The organism is Ensifer sp. 22460, from assembly GCF_052044935.1.
Taxonomy (GTDB): Bacteria; Pseudomonadota; Alphaproteobacteria; order Rhizobiales; family Rhizobiaceae; genus Ensifer.
The window spans coordinates 1-14,965 of record NZ_JBQENZ010000027.1 but is presented as its reverse complement, the minus strand read 5'-3'; the positions used below and the strand labels follow the sequence as shown (position 1 = coordinate 14,965).

The following is a 14,965-nucleotide window of genomic DNA, read 5'->3' as shown; positions in this document are numbered from 1 at the left end:
GTCAGAGGCCGTCGCGTCCGAAGGATGCGGCGGTTTTTTTGCGCCCGTCGTCAGCCGGATAGGGCGTGCGCAGGAGGATCAACAGGCCAACGACCAGAAACGCGATGAGGGCCATCATGCCGATGCGGGCCGAACCGGTGGCAAGCGTGATCGTCGCGACCGAGGCAGGGGCAAGGAACGACGTGGCGCGGCCGGAAAGCGCATAGAGACCGAAGTAGCGCCCGGCCTCGTCCAGGCTGACGCTGCGGGCAAGATATGAACGCGACGAGGCCTGAACCGGGCCGAAGGCTATGCCAACCAAGAGGCCATAGAGGATGTAGGCCTTCTCAGCCGCCGTGCCGAACAGGCCCCCGGTATCCTCCGTCGACAGCGGCATGAGACCGAACAGGGTGAAGCCCGGGCCGGTCGAGACGATGCCGATCGTTGCCAATGTCAGGCAGATCAGGCTGGCAGTGACGATGACCTTGGAGCCGAGCCGCGTATCAAGCCTGCTTGCATAGAGGCAGCCGCCGATGGCGACGACGTTCAAGATGATGCCGTAGATGCCGAGTTCCAGCGTCCGCCAGCCAAACATTGCGGCGGCGAAGGTGCCGCCAAGCGCCAGAAGGCCGTTGACGCCATCCTGGAAGATCATGCGCGCGATGAGGAAGCGCAGAATGCCCGTTCTTTCCTTGAGTTCGCCGAGCGTGCCCTTCAATTCCCGAAGGCCGGTGACGGTTGCCTTGCCAAGCGACATGGTCGCCTTAGTCGCATCCGGGGTGAACAGGAACATCGGCAGGATGAAGACGAGGTACCAAAGCGCCGAGATCGGGCCGGTGATGCGCGCATCCTCTCCCTTGGCAGGATCGAGACCAAACAACGGATCGATGCCGGCTGCCGTCTTGCCGGTCTCGGGGCTGCCGGCAAGGAGTGCCACGACGGCGATCAGCACGATCATGCCGCCGAGGTAGCCGAGCCCCCAGGCGATGTTGGAGATGCGGCCGACGTCTTTCTCCGGGACGAGGCGGGGCATCATCGAATCGTTGAAGACGATCGAGAACTCGGCCGCGATGCTTGCGAGGATCATGAAGATCGCCGGGTAGAGGATCGGCGAGCCTGGGGCTGCGAACCAAAGCATAGCCAGCGATATGATCTTGATGACCGCGAAGAAGGCGATCCAAGGTTTGCGCGGCCCGGTCGCGTCGGCAATCGAGCCGAGAACCGGTGAAAGGATCGCGATGATGATGCCGGAAACGGTGAGTGTGTAGCCCCACATCGCCTGGCCGACGGCGTGATCCTCCGTCAGTCGCGAGACGAAATAGGGGCCGAAGATGAAGGTGGTGATGACCGTGAAGAAGGGTTGCGCCGCCCAGTCGAACAGCATCCAGCCAGCGATGCCCGCGCGCGACGCCCGCGGTTGTTCCTCAGTCCTCTCGGCCGAAATCTGCAAGGTCCCCTCCCGAAACGACTGCGCCGCGCGTCCTCTCGAACGCGCGGCGCAGCCTATCTTCAATCCCACCGATTCCAAAAGGTCCAGAGCAGGATGCGGACGAAAAAACTGCCCGCATCTGCATTTGTCCCGTTCAGGCGGGTCGGATCCATCCAACCCGCGCCGATCGGTACGGGATAAACTGTCTTACTTCGCCCTACCGCGTGCGAGGTCATTGAGCAGACCAGCAGCAACGGTGATCTTGGCGAGCGTCGTTTCGCCCTTCTCGGTCAGGAGCCGCAGCTGGCCCGTCGCCTGGGCGACACGGACGCGTTCGGCCTCTTCCCAGGCGGCTACCGGATTGCGGTCCTTCTTCTGCTCGCGCAGCGCTGCCGCGGTGATATCCCGCCGCGCGGCGGCGATATCGGATACGGCTCGCGATAGAGCCATTGCCTCGAACTGCTCCGTTGCCGGAACACGATCGGACGCCGCAAGCAGGCGGTTGATCCGAAGCGTATCGGTGACGGCGAAGTAGCCCTGGGCCGTGCGGCTCAGCGTTTCACCGGTTTCAGCGGCAATCTGCATGATCTCGGGCACGAGCGTCATCAACGCCAGTTCCGAAATCTCCTCGGCGAGCTTGACGGGTACCCCGCCCTCGACGAAGGCAGCCGTCTTCAACCGGGCCTCTTCAGCACTCTCGCCGGAGACGGCGGTCCGCATGGTAGCGCGCAGCTTCTGCAGGCCGTCGCCGAGGCGCGATACGGCTTCGGAGACCGAGCCGGTCGCTGCATGGGTCCGCAGCGCCCGCTCGGTGACGAGCGTGAAGATGCGGCCGACTTCCTGGTAGAGGATGTTCTGCAGGCCGCCGCCGATCTTGTTGTCGAGTGCGTCGATCTCGTCATAGATGCGCGGCAGGTCGAAGCCGTCGAGCGCCAGCACAGCGGCCTTGACGACGTCGGCCGAGAAGAAGCCGGTCGCATCCGTCAGCGTCGAGACGAAAGCCGGGCCACCGCGGTTGATGACCTCGTTGGCGAGGATCGTCGCGATGATTTCGCGGCGCAGGCGATGGCCGTGAATGTCGCCGGCATAGGTCTTGCGCATCTTCGCCGGGAAGTAGCGCTCCAGCGTTGCCGTGAAGTACGGATCGTCGGGCAGTTCGCTCGCGATCAGTTCATCGAAGAGAACGAGCTTGGAGTAGGAAAGCAACACGCCGATTTCCGCGCGGGTCAACGGCTTGCCTGCCTGGTAGCGCTCGGTCATCGCCTGGTCGGTCGGCAGCGTCTCGACCTTGCGGTTGAGATGGCCGTCGGCCTCGAGGCGCGTCATGAGCCGGCCAAGCGTCGTCCGGTTGCCGAGTCCTTGCATCGCGGTCAGCGAGATCGCCAGCGATTGCTCGTAGTTGTTGCGCAGCACCAGATGGCCCACTTCCTCGGTCATCGAGGCGAGCAGCGTATTGCGCTTCGGGCGGGTCAGGCGACCATCGCGCATGGCCGAAGCAAGCGCGATCTTGATGTTGACCTCGACGTCGGAGGAGTTGACGCCGGCCGAGTTGTCGATGGCGTCCGAGTTGCAGCGGCCGCCATTGAGGCCGAAGCCGATGCGGCCCTTCTGGGTAACGCCCAGGTTAGCGCCCTCGCCGATGACGCGGGCGCGGACCTCTTCGGCCGTCACACGGATGGCATCGTTGGCGCGGTCGCCGACTTCCGCATCCGTTTCGTTGCTGCCGCGGATGTAGGTGCCGATGCCGCCGAACCATAGCAGATCGACCTGGTTCTTCAGGATCGCATTCATGATCTCGAAGGGCGTTGCCTTCTGCTTGTCGAGGCCGATGGCGGCCATCGCCTGAGGCGTGAGCGTCACCGACTTTTCGGCACGCGAGATGATCATCGCGCCCTCGGAGAGCGTCTTGCGGTCATAGTCCTGCCAGCTCGAACGCGGCAGAGCGAACATGCGCGTGCGCTCGGCGAACGAGGCATCGATATCCGGATTCGGATCGATGAAGATGTCGCGGTGGTCGAAGGCCGCGATCAGGCGGATCTTCTCCGAGAGCAGCATGCCGTTGCCGAAGACGTCACCGGACATGTCGCCGACGCCGGCAACGGTGAAGGGCGTCGTCTGGATGTCGATGTCCATCTCGCGGAAGTGCCGCTTGACGGTCTCCCAGGCGCCGCGGGCGGTGATGCCCATCTTCTTGTGGTCGTAGCCGGCGGAGCCGCCCGAGGCGAAGGCGTCGTCAAGCCAGAAGCCCGCTTCCTGCGCCAGGCCGTTGGCCGTGTCGGAGAAGGTCGCAGTGCCCTTGTCGGCGGCAACGACGAAATAGGGGTCGTCACCATCGCGGCGCAGCGTATCGGCGGGCGGCACGATATCCTGGCCGACGATGTTGTCAGTCACCGAAAGCAGAGTGCGGATGTAGGTCTTGTAGGCTTCGGTACCGGCCCTGAAGACCTCGTCACGGGTGCCGCCGACGGGGAGTTGCTTCGGATAGAAGCCGCCCTTGGCGCCAACCGGCACGATGACGGCGTTCTTGACCTGCTGCGCCTTGACGAGGCCAAGCACTTCCGTGCGGTAGTCCTGGGCGCGGTCAGACCAGCGCAGGCCGCCACGGGCGACCTTGCCGAAGCGCAGGTGAACGCCCTCGACCTCGGTGCCGTAGACGAAGATTTCGCGGAACGGACGCGGTTCCGGCAGGCCGTCGAGCTGCTTCGGGTCAAGCTTAAAGGCGAGAACCGCGCGCGGCTTGCCGTCGGCGCCATGTTGGAAGTAGTTGGTCCGGAGCGTCGCTTCGATCGCGTTGACGTAGCGACGAAGGATGCGGTCCTCGTCAAGGCTCGGAACGGCAGACAGCGCGTCCTCGATCGCGGAAAGCAGGGCGCTGCACTTCTTTGCACGCGGCTTTTCCTCGAGCTTCGGATCCATCCGGGTCACGAACAGCTTGAAGATATCGGCTGCGATCGCCGGATACTTGTTCAGCGTGTCGGCGATATAGCCCTGCGAATAGGTGATGCCGGCCTGGCGCAGATAGCGGGAATAGGCGCGCAGCACTGTGACTTCACGGGCATTGAGGCCCGCAAGCAGGATCAGCCGGTTGAAGTTGTCGTCCTCGATCGTGCCGTTCCAGGCGGCGAGGAAGGCTTCCTCCAGCGCCGCACCCGACTTTTCGAGATTGAGCGCAAGGCCGTCGCGATGGATCAGCTCCATGTCGTGCAGCACCACGCGGTGCTTGTCCTCGCCGTGCCTGCCGACATTGAGGTCGTAGGTCTGTTCGCTGATGACCCGGAAGCCGAGGTTTTCCAGCAGCGGCACGCGGCGCGACAGCGACACGGGCTCGCCGGCATGGAAGATCTTCAGCTCGGCCGTGTCAGGACGGTTGACCGGGCGGTTATAGTTGTAGAACGAGATCCGGATCGGATCTTCCGCCTTGCAGGCGGCAATGTCTGCAAGGTCGGCATAGGCTTCCGCCGGCGTGAAGAACGACTGGTAGGCGCCGTCGACATCAAGCTCGATGCCGTCCTTACGGGCGAGAAGGTCGAACCGATCGATCCAGCGCGTGACGATGCCGCGAACGGCCTCTTCAAGCTTGGCCTGCGGAATGCGCGGGGTCTTGCCGCTGGTGCGGCCTATGATGAAGTGCACGCGCGCCAGTCCGCCTTCGGGGAAGGCCGGGTAATAGGCCGAAACGCGGCCGTCATAGGCGGTCTTCAGGTAGTCGCCGATCTTTTCGCGTACGTCGGAATCATATTGTTCGCGCGGCACGAAGACGATGACCGAGACAAAGCGGTCGAAATGGTCGATGCGCGGCAGGACGCGGATGCGCGGCCGGTCGCCGAGTTCGTTGATCTGTTCGCAGAAGGCGGCGAGCAGACCGACATCGATCTGGAAGAGGTCGTCGCGCGGATAGGATTCGAGCGTGTTGTCCAGCATCTTGCCGGAGTGGCTCTGCGGGTCGTAGCCGAAATGGTCGACGATCTTCTCGATCTTGTGGCGCAGCAACGGGATTTCAGCCGCCTGGCGGGTATAGGCCGAGGAAGTGAACAGGCCGACGATGCGCAACTCGCCGGCGACATTGCCGTCGGCATCGAAGCGCTTGATGCCGATATAGTCCATATAGGCGCGGCGATGGACGACCGATTTCACGTTGGCCTTGGTGACGATCAGGAAATCGGGGCCGTCGAGGAAGGCGAGGATTTCCGGCGTGGTCAGTACTGCGTCCTTGCCCTGGCGCAGAACGCGCACGTCGGGGTTGGAGAGGATGCCGAGGCCCCTGCCCTTGCCGCGCTCGACCGTCGCCTTTCCGCCCTTGCCCGAGTAGGTATACTCGCGCATGCCGATAAAGGTGAAGTTGTTGTCGCGCAGCCAGCGAAGGAAGGCGAGCGCCTCATCACGGTCGCTCTTCTTGCGCGAGGCGTTGTAGGCCTCGAGTTCCTGCACGGCCTGGTCGAGCAGCGCCGTCATCGCCGGCCAGTCGTGTACCGTCTGGTGTACCTGCTCCAGCACGTCGCGGATGCGGTTGCTGAGCTGCTCGGCTTCGACGGGCGCCAGCTTCGTCAAGTGGATCTGGATGTGGCTGACGCGGTGCGCCGGATCGCTTGCCTCTTCCGGATCGAAGAGTTTTACCGGCTTGCCCGGTTCCTTGACCAGGATGGGATGGATCGCGAGGTGGATATCGCGGTGCGTGCTGGTGATTTCCCCCATGACCGAATCATAGAGGAACGGCATGTTGTGTTCGGTGATCGCGATGATCGAAACCTCGGTGCCACCCGGCGCGACGCCGGCGACGGTTTCGACCGAAACCTGCGGCTTGCCGCCATCCCAGCGGGCAAGCTCCCGGTAAGCATGGGCTGCGGTCAGCGCCAGCATGTCCGCCGAATAAAGATCGAGGTCATCGTTGCTGGCCCCACCGAAGAGGCTCTCCGGCGCCAGCGCGTCGACGCCCAGTTTGATGGCGGCCGCCTTTGCTGCGTCGATGTGTCTGTCCCGCTTCGGATTGTATTTCACGCCCATGAAGTCTCTCCCACTCATGATAGGCCAAACCCTATCAGAACCATGGCTAATGGCGACCGCTTTTTACGCCGATTTCGGCAAAATCGAGCCGAAAATTGGAGAATTTCACGTGAAAACAGCTTAAATCCATTTAAATCGAAGGCAATTTCGCGAAAATTGCTCGAAAATCGATGAAAAAGCACGAAAACGCCAGCGGCTTCCACCGGACCTATCTGCCATCGCCTGTTGACAGGGCGGTGACAGTCGGGTGATCAGAGTTTGTAGACCGAAGGATTGGACTCGTCGATGCCCGAAATGCCCTCCCTGCCCGGCGCCGTCATCGTCATCTCGAGCCATGTCGTGCGTGGCAAGGTCGGCAACCGGGCCGCGGTGTTCGCGTTGGAGACGCTGGGGCATCCGGTCTGGGCACTGCCGACGGTCATTCTTCCCTGGCATCCCGGACACGGGCGCTCGACCCGCGTCACCATTTCAGACGCGGATTTCCAGTCGATGATCGACGATCTCATTGCCGCGCCCTGGGTCGGGGAGGTGCGCGCCGTGCTTTCGGGCTATCTCGGATCGCCCGGTCAGGCCGAAGGTGTCGCGCGGTTGGTGACGGCTTTTAGGGAACGTAATCCCAAGCTGATCTACGCTTGCGATCCCGTCATTGGCGACGCCGGCGGGCTCTATGTTCCGGAGGCGACCGCGACGGCCATCCGTGACCAGCTGCTGCCGCTCGCCAACCTGGCGACGCCGAACCGCTTCGAGCTCGCCTGGCTCGCCGGCGCGACGCTGGAAACCAATACGGCGATCCTCGATGCCGCCCTCGGCCTCGGTCCGGCCCGCGTGCTGGTGACCTCAGCGGTGCCGATGATGAGCGGCGGTACCGGCAATCTCTTCCTTTCGGGCAATCACGCGCTGCTCGCCGAACATCGGCTCGTCGAGAACCCGCCGAATGGCACCGGAGACTTGCTGACTGCCCTGTTTCTCGCGCGGCTTCTCGAAGGACTATCGGAAGAGCGCGCATTGCAGATGGCGACCGCAAGCGTGTTCGAGATCATCGCGCGGAGCGTCAAACGCGGTGCCGACGAGTTGACGATCGAGCAGGACGCTTCGAGCCTTTCGACGCCGATGGCGATGGTGCAGATGCGCCGCCTGGTGCATCCGAATCAGATGCGGCGCAAATAGAAGAAACTGTTCATGGGCAGCAGCCCTTGTCGCATCGTGGATTGAACTTTAGGTCATGATGATATTCATGGCGGGGCGTGATGCGGGCGGAAGTCCGCTCATCCCGCTCGAAGCAGCAGCGGAGTAATCGATGGACAAGCAGCAACAGCGTTTTCCGGACCACCTTCTGAACGGCTACCACAACTTCATGAATGGCCGCTTCAGCGAACAGCAGAAGCGCTACAAGGTGCTGGCGGAAACCGGCCAGAAGCCGAGGACGATGGTTGTTGCCTGTTGCGATTCGCGGGCGGCGCCGGAAACGATCTTCGACAGCGGGCCGGGTGAACTCTTCGTCGTGCGCAACGTCGCCAATCTCATGCCGCCCTATGAGCCGGACGGCCATTACCATTCGACGTCGGCCGCGCTTGAGTTCGCCGTGCAGTCGCTCCGCGTCAGCGACATCGTCGTGATGGGGCATGGCCGCTGCGGCGGTATCAAGGCGGTGCTCGATCCTGATGCCGAGCCCTTGTCGCCGGGCGATTTCATCGGTCGCTGGATGAACCTCCTGAAGCCGGCCGCCGAGCAGATCCAAAGCAACGACGTCATGACCCAGGCGGAGCGGCAGCGTGCGCTCGAGCGGGTCTCGATCCGCAACTCGCTTGCCAACCTGCGCACCTTCCCTTGTGTTCAGATCCTCGAAGCCAAGGGCAAGCTGCATCTGCACGGCGCCTGGTTCGACATCTCGACCGGCGAGCTTTGGATCATGGATCCCGCGACCGGCGACTTCTCCCGCCCGGGCATGTAACCAGCAAAAAAGCCCGGATCGACGATCCGGGCTTTGCAATCTTCCGAAAGGCATCGTGCATCCGGAGAGATGCGCGAATTGGGTTCGATCAGAGGCCGTCGATCTCGGCGCCGATGATGGCGATTGCCTGCTGGTAGACGGTTGCCGCGTTCCAGCCCTGGATCGCGCCGAAATTCGCCTGGCCTTGTTGATAGCCGGCACCCGGCTGCCAGCCGTGACCGCGCAGGAAGTTGGCGGTCGAGGCCAGCGCGTCGGCCTTGGAGCGAACCATGTCGATGTGGCCGTTGCCGTCGCCATCGACGCCGTATTTCAGGACGTTGGCCGGCAGGAACTGGGTCTGCCCGATCTCGCCGTGGGCCGCACCGCGCGCATCGGGGCTCAGGTCACCGCGCTGTACAAGCTGCAGGGCGGCATATAGCTGGTCGGTGAAATAGTCCGAGCGGCGGCAGTCATAGGCGAGCGTCGAAACCGCCGAGAGCGTATGCTCTTTGCCCATGAAGCCGCCAAAGCCTGTTTCCATGCCCCAGATAGCGATCAGCGGGCCGGCGGGCACGCCGAAGCGGCGTTCAATGCTGGTGAAGAGCGCCGCATTCTGCTGCTTCATCTTCTTGCCGCGGGAAATGATCGTCTGACCGCCGCGCTTCTGCATGAACTGGTCGAGCGACAGCTTGAAGCTCTTCTGGCCGCGGTCGGCGCGGATCGTCGCCTTGTTGTAGGAGACGCTGGAAAGGGCGCGGTCGAGCACCGCAGGGCTGATGCCGCTGCCGGAGGCTTCCTGCTTGAAATTCTGCACCCAGGCAGCAAATCCGCTTCCGTCGTTGCCGCATTGGGCGGCGGAGGCCACCTCCGGAAAAACTACAGTCGAAACCAGGGCAGCAAGCCCCACCGCTACGCACTTTGCCCTGTGCATGAAATACCCCGTCATAGCCCGAATCTCATTGCTTTCAAAAATGGCAGCCTTGGCCGGCCATGTCACCTGCCGGAAGCGGCGGTAACTTTTTCGTGGTTTCACGTGAAGCCGGGGCGAAACGACCCGCGATTGTGAAACAGGAAACCCGCCAAGCCCGGGTGGGCTCGGCGGGAACGAATTGCTCAATTGCCGTTTCAGGCGGCCTGCTTGCGCGGCTTGATGAGGCCGCGGTTGACCAGGAGCTCGGCAATCTGGATCGCGTTGAGTGCCGCACCCTTGCGCAGGTTGTCGGAAACGACCCAGATGTTGAGACCGTTTTCGACGGTTGCGTCCTCGCGGATGCGCGAGATGTAGGTCGCATCTTCGCCGGCGCATTCGTAAGGCGTGACGTAGCCACCGTTTTCGTGCTTGTCGACGACCAGGCAACCCGGCGCTTCGCGCAGGATGTCGCGCGCTTCATCGGCGGTGATCTCGTTCTCGAACTCGATGTTGACCGATTCCGAATGGCCGATGAAGACCGGAACGCGCACAGCCGTGCAGGTCACCTTGATCTTCGGATCGAGCATCTTCTTCGTTTCGGCCAGGACCTTCCACTCTTCCTTCGTGTAGCCGTCTTCCATGAACACGTCGATGTGCGGGATGACGTTGAAGGCGATGCGCTTGGTGAACTTCTTCGATTCGATCGGATCAGCGACGAAGACGGCGCGGGTCTGGTTGAAGAGTTCGTCCATGCCGTCCTTGCCGGCGCCGGAAACCGACTGGTAGGTCGAGACGACGACGCGCTTGATCTTGGCATGGTCGTGCAGCGGCTTCAGCGCCACGACGAGCTGGGCCGTCGAGCAATTCGGGTTGGCGATGATGTTCTTCTTGGTGAAGAGCGAGATCGCGTCCGGGTTCACTTCCGGCACGATCAGCGGCACTTCGGCGTCGTAGCGCCAGGCCGAAGAGTTGTCGATGACGACGCAGCCCTGCTGGCCGATCTTCGGCGAATACTTGAGAGAAACAGCGCCGCCGGCCGACATCAGGCAGATATCGGTATCGGAAAAATCGTAGTTTTCGAGGTTCCTGACCTTGAGGGTCTTGTCGCCAAAGGAAACTTCCGTGCCCTGGGAGCGGGCGGAAGCAAGCGCGACCACTTCATCCGCGGGAAAGCCGCGTTCGGAAAGGATGTTCAGCATCTCCCGGCCGACATTGCCGGTGGCGCCTGCGACTGCAATCTTGAAACCCATGATCTAAGCTCTCTTTCTGTCTCTCCTCGTCGGGTGGAGGGGGAACCGCGCGCGTTGCCACGAAGGTTCCGGTCCCCGGCCTTACCGGGGAGAGAGCGGAGGGCCAGAGACGTCAGACGGTTTTCGTCGTCGTTTTGGCCGTTGTTTTGCTAGCGAACGAAAAATCGACATCCTGCCCCGCGGCAAGAGCCGGCAGGATCAAAGCAGCGATGGCTGGACCGATCGGTCGCATGGTGGTGATTTCCTCGTTCGTCGCTGCTCTTACGCGGTTTTGGGGAAGAGTCAAGACGCCGCTGCATCGTGGTGGCTTCCCCGGCGTGGTCCGCGGTCGATCGCCGCATTAGACGAAAGTCATAAGCCGAAAGCATCTCTGCCTGCGCGGTCGCTTTTCTGACATCCTCATTATCAGGCGCACCACGTCCGGACATTCTTGGGAGGAATGCCGGACCAGCCAATGGGCGCTCCAACAAGCTGTTTTGGAGTGGAGGATAAACGAAATGGCAAATGTCGCGACAGTGGACGACGCAAAAACGCGTCCAATGACCGGCGAGGAGAAGAAAGTCATCTTCGCCTCGTCGCTTGGTACCGTATTCGAATGGTACGATTTCTATCTTTACGGCTCGCTTGCCGTCTATATCGGCGCGACCTTCTTCAGTTCCTATCCGGAAACGACGCGTAACATCTTCGCGCTTCTGGCCTTTGCCGCGGGCTTCCTCGTTCGCCCGTTCGGCGCCCTGGTCTTCGGTCGCCTTGGTGACCTCGTCGGCCGCAAGTACACCTTCCTCGTGACGATCCTGATCATGGGTCTGTCGACCTTCCTGGTCGGCATCCTGCCCGGCGCTGCTTCGATCGGCATTGCCGCACCGATCCTGCTGATCGCGCTGCGCATGCTGCAGGGCCTGGCGCTCGGCGGCGAATATGGCGGTGCCGCCACTTATGTGGCCGAGCATGCGCCGCACGGGCGCCGAGGTTACTTCACCTCCTGGATCCAGACGACGGCGACGCTCGGTCTGTTCCTGTCGCTGGTGGTGATCCTGCTCGTCCAGTTCCTGGTCGGCAAGGAAGCCTTTGCTGCCTGGGGTTGGCGCATTCCGTTCCTCGTCTCCGTCGTGCTTCTTGGCGTTTCCGTCTGGATCCGCCTGAAGATGAACGAATCGCCGGCCTTCAAGAAGATGAAGGAAGAGGGCAAGGGCTCCAAGGCACCGCTGTCGGAAGCTTTCGGCCAGTGGAAGAATGCCAAGATCGCGCTTCTGGCGCTGTTTGGCGCCGTCGTCGGCCAGGCCGTCGTCTGGTACTCCGGTCAGTTCTATGCGCTGTTCTTCCTGACGGGCGTGCTCAAGGTGGACGGCCAGTCGGCCAATATCATGGTTGCCGCTTCGCTCTTGATCGGTACCGGCTTCTTCGTGCTCTTCGGCTGGCTCTCCGACAAGATCGGCCGCAAGCCGATCATCATGGCCGGCCTACTGCTTGCCATGCTCACCTACTTCCCGCTGTTCAAGGCGCTGACCTGGGCCGGTAACCCGGCACTCGCTCAAGCCCAGGCAACCGTCCGCGCGACGGTGACCGCGGCCCCCGGCGATTGCAAATTCCAGTTCAACCCGACGGGCACGGCGAAGTTCACCACCTCGTGCGACATCGCAACCGCATTCCTCACCAAGAACTCGGTGCCCTACGACGTGGTAACGACGGCCGCCGCGGGTACGGCCGCAACGGTCAAGGTCGGCGAAACCACGATCAACAGCTACGACGCGGTCGCCGCAGGCGATGGCGCCAAGGCTGCCAATGCCGCCTTCGAAAAGCAAACCAACACGGCGCTTCACAATGCCGGCTACCCGCTGGTTCGTGGTGCGGCAAAGGTTCCGGAATCCAAGCTTGACGGCTTTGTCGCCGCCAACCCGGAACTGGCGCTTGATCCGGCTGCCGTTCGCGGCGGCGAGAAGACCATGGTTCCGGCCGACAAGCTCGTCGCCGACAAGCTGTTGACGAAGGATGAAGTCGGCACTGCCACCGAAATGGCCGTCTACACGATCGCCGGCGGCGGCACCTACGCGATGGTGGCGGATCCCGCCAATGTCAACTGGACGACGATCATCGCCGTTCTGACCGTGCTCGTCATCTACGTGACCATGGTCTACGGCCCGATCGCTGCGCTGCTGGTCGAACTCTTCCCGACCCGCATCCGCTACACCGGCATGTCGCTGCCCTACCACATCGGCAACGGCTGGTTCGGTGGCCTGCTTCCGGCAACGGCCTTCGCGATGAGCGCGGCCCAGGGCGATATCTACTACGGCCTTTGGTACCCGATCGTCTTCGCAGGCATCACGCTGGTCATCGGCCTCCTGTTCCTGCCGGAAACGAAGGACCGCGACATTCACGCGATGGACTAAGTCTGCAGTCACGCGCTCCCGGGAGAACCATTTCCCGGGAGCGCACCAAATCTTCCCCGAGCTACTATGGCTCTCCTGACTCCGGCGCGGCCTTCCGCGCCGGCTTTTTTATGGGCGTGGATCGCTGCGCCCCACGAGCGGCCATCCACCCTCGCTCAGATGAAACAGCCGGTTCTGCCGCGCGAAGAGAAACGCCACCATCACGGATGTCCAGAGACCGAGCAGCAGCCCGGCAGCGACGTCGCTTGGGTAGTGTGCGCCGACGATGACGCGGGAAACGCCGATCGTCAGCGCCAGGATCAGAAAGAGTGGCCTCAGCTTCGGCATCAGCATGGCGAAGACACCGAAGAAGGCGCCGGCCGCGGTCGAATGGCCGGAGGGGAAACTTTCGTACAGACCGCTGTTGGCAAACGGCGTCAGGCTGTAGGCGCCGAGCTCGGTGAAGAGTTCCGGCCGGGCCCGGCCGACGATAATTTTCAGTGTGTGGACCAGCGCGCTGGCTGTGCCGATCGTCAGGAGGAAATAGGCCGCAAGATCGCGGGCGGCACTTGCCCTGCGCTGAAGCGGCCCCTGGTTTGCCGCGCGACGCAGGATGAACGTCGCTGCCAGGAGCCCAGCTGAAAGGTAGATCATCCAGGCGAACGTCCCGAAGTCCGTGATCATCCGATTGAAATCGACGATGCTTTCCGGCAGCGCCTGCGCGCTTTGCGACAGATATGGATCCAATGGAATGAGTGCGAGCACGAGGACGAAAGTAGTCAGTGCAATCCATCCGGTGGTCGCAAGTGGTCCGTTCATGAATCTCCGTCCTGCCGCCGCGTCGCATGTCTGCGCCGCGTTCGTTCTTCTTATGGCGTCTAGTTCCCCGATGTGTCGGTTCTTTCGGCAAATTCAAGGCCGTGCAACGCAAAACACCTCCGGATGCGACCCGGAGGTGTCTGTTTTCGCTATGCCTGAAGGCGTCAGATCACGCCCACGGCAATCGTTCGTCGCTCAGGCCGACAGCGCCTTGAACGCGGCGAGGATGGCGTCGCCCATTTCCGTGGTGCCGACCTTCTTCGCGCCCTCGGCCATGATGTCGCCGGTGCGGATGCCCTGGTCGAGCACGGCGGCGATCGCCTTTTCCAGATTGTCGGCTTCCGTCACCAGGTTGAAGGAATAACGCAGGCACATGGCAAAGGAGGCGATCATCGCGATCGGGTTGGCAATGCCCTTGCCGGCAATGTCGGGGGCCGAGCCATGCACCGGCTCGTAGAGCGCCTTGCGCTTGCCGGTCACCGCATCCGGGGCACCGAGCGAGGCCGACGGCAGCATGCCGAGCGAGCCGGTCAGCATGGCGGCGACGTCCGACAGCATGTCGCCGAACAGGTTGTCGGTGACGATGACGTCGAACTGCTTGGGCTGGCGCACCAGCTGCATGCCGCCGGCATCGGCCAGCATGTGCTCGAGCTGCACGTCAGAATATTTCGCCTTGTGGGTCTCGGTCACCACCTGGTTCCACAAGACGCCCGACTTCATGACGTTGCGCTTTTCCATCGAGCAGACGCGGTTCTGCCGCGTGCGCGCCAGTTCGAAGGCGACGCCGGCGATGCGTTCGATCTCGTAGGTGTCGTAGACCTGGGTGTCGATGCCACGCTTCTGGCCGTTGCCGAGATCGATGATTTCCTTCGGTTCACCGAAATAGACGCCACCGGTCAGTTCGCGCACGATCAGGATGTCGAGGCCTTCGACGAGTTCCGGTTTCAGCGACGAGGCGGCAGCCAGCGCCGGGTAGCAGATCGCCGGGCGCAGGTTGGCGAACAGTTCGAGATCCTTGCGCAGGCGCAGCAGGCCGGCTTCCGGACGCACCTCGTAGGGCACCGCATCCCACTTCGGGCCACCGACGGCGCCAAACAGCACCGCATCGGCGGCCAGCGCCTTCTTCATGTCCGCTTCCGAGATCGCCTGGCCATGGGCGTCATAGGCCGAACCGCCGACCAGGCCCTCGTCGGTCACGAAGCCGGCTGAAAGCTCGGCATTCATGTAGGCGATGATTTTGCGGACTTCCGCCATGGCTTCCGGGCCGATGCCGTCGCCGGG

Annotated in this window: 9 protein-coding genes; 3 read left to right on the top strand and 6 right to left on the bottom strand. The window is 62.7% G+C overall.

Annotation, left to right across the window (positions count from 1 at the left end; genetic code table 11):
* Position 1: 1 nt before the first annotated feature.
* Both ACTJKM_RS27605 and ACTJKM_RS27600 read right to left on the bottom strand, forming a co-directional pair.
* Positions 2 to 1,429 carry an MFS transporter gene (locus ACTJKM_RS27605; protein WP_057252000.1) on the bottom strand — a complete coding sequence of 476 codons (1,428 nt, stop codon included), beginning with the start codon at positions 1,427 to 1,429 and terminating at the stop codon, positions 2 to 4.
* Between the two features lie 186 nt (positions 1,430 to 1,615).
* On the bottom strand, positions 1,616 to 6,409 hold the full coding sequence (locus ACTJKM_RS27600; protein ID WP_058327504.1) for an NAD-glutamate dehydrogenase: 4,794 nt from the start codon (positions 6,407 to 6,409) through the stop codon (positions 1,616 to 1,618).
* A 285-nt stretch (positions 6,410 to 6,694) separates the two neighbouring features.
* Between ACTJKM_RS27600 and pdxY the strand changes: the two genes are divergently transcribed.
* Together pdxY and ACTJKM_RS27590 are read left to right on the top strand one after the other, a co-directional pair.
* A complete protein-coding gene (gene pdxY, locus ACTJKM_RS27595) occupies positions 6,695 to 7,576 on the top strand; it encodes a pyridoxal kinase PdxY (protein ID WP_057251998.1) in 882 nt (293 codons plus the stop codon).
* Between the two features lie 130 nt (positions 7,577 to 7,706).
* Positions 7,707 to 8,360 (top strand): carbonic anhydrase, encoded by a 654-nt coding sequence (locus ACTJKM_RS27590; protein WP_058327505.1) that lies wholly within the window; start codon positions 7,707 to 7,709, stop codon positions 8,358 to 8,360.
* A gap of 88 nt (positions 8,361 to 8,448) precedes the next feature.
* On the opposite strand, the gene ACTJKM_RS27585 is transcribed toward ACTJKM_RS27590, so the two are convergent.
* The gene (locus ACTJKM_RS27585) at positions 8,449 to 9,270 is read right to left on the bottom strand and encodes a lytic murein transglycosylase (protein WP_058327509.1); all 822 of its coding nucleotides are present in this window, start codon (positions 9,268 to 9,270) and stop codon (positions 8,449 to 8,451) included.
* Positions 9,271 to 9,464: 194 nt separating this feature from the next.
* The gene (locus ACTJKM_RS27580) at positions 9,465 to 10,499 is read right to left on the bottom strand and encodes an aspartate-semialdehyde dehydrogenase (protein WP_057251996.1); all 1,035 of its coding nucleotides are present in this window, start codon (positions 10,497 to 10,499) and stop codon (positions 9,465 to 9,467) included.
* Between the two features lie 497 nt (positions 10,500 to 10,996).
* On the opposite strand from ACTJKM_RS27580, the gene ACTJKM_RS27575 reads away from it, so the two are divergent.
* The gene (locus tag ACTJKM_RS27575; protein ID WP_057251995.1) at positions 10,997 to 12,886 is read left to right on the top strand and encodes an MFS transporter; all 1,890 of its coding nucleotides are present in this window, start codon (positions 10,997 to 10,999) and stop codon (positions 12,884 to 12,886) included.
* Between the two features lie 108 nt (positions 12,887 to 12,994).
* Here the strand turns inward: ACTJKM_RS27575 and ACTJKM_RS27570 are convergent, their stop codons facing one another.
* Together ACTJKM_RS27570 and leuB are read right to left on the bottom strand one after the other, a co-directional pair.
* The gene (locus tag ACTJKM_RS27570) at positions 12,995 to 13,684 is read right to left on the bottom strand and encodes a phosphatase PAP2 family protein (protein ID WP_057251994.1); all 690 of its coding nucleotides are present in this window, start codon (positions 13,682 to 13,684) and stop codon (positions 12,995 to 12,997) included.
* Between the two features lie 195 nt (positions 13,685 to 13,879).
* Positions 13,880 to 14,965 (bottom strand): 3-isopropylmalate dehydrogenase (gene leuB, locus ACTJKM_RS27565; RefSeq protein WP_058326273.1); only part of this gene is annotated, 1,086 nt, incomplete at its 5' end.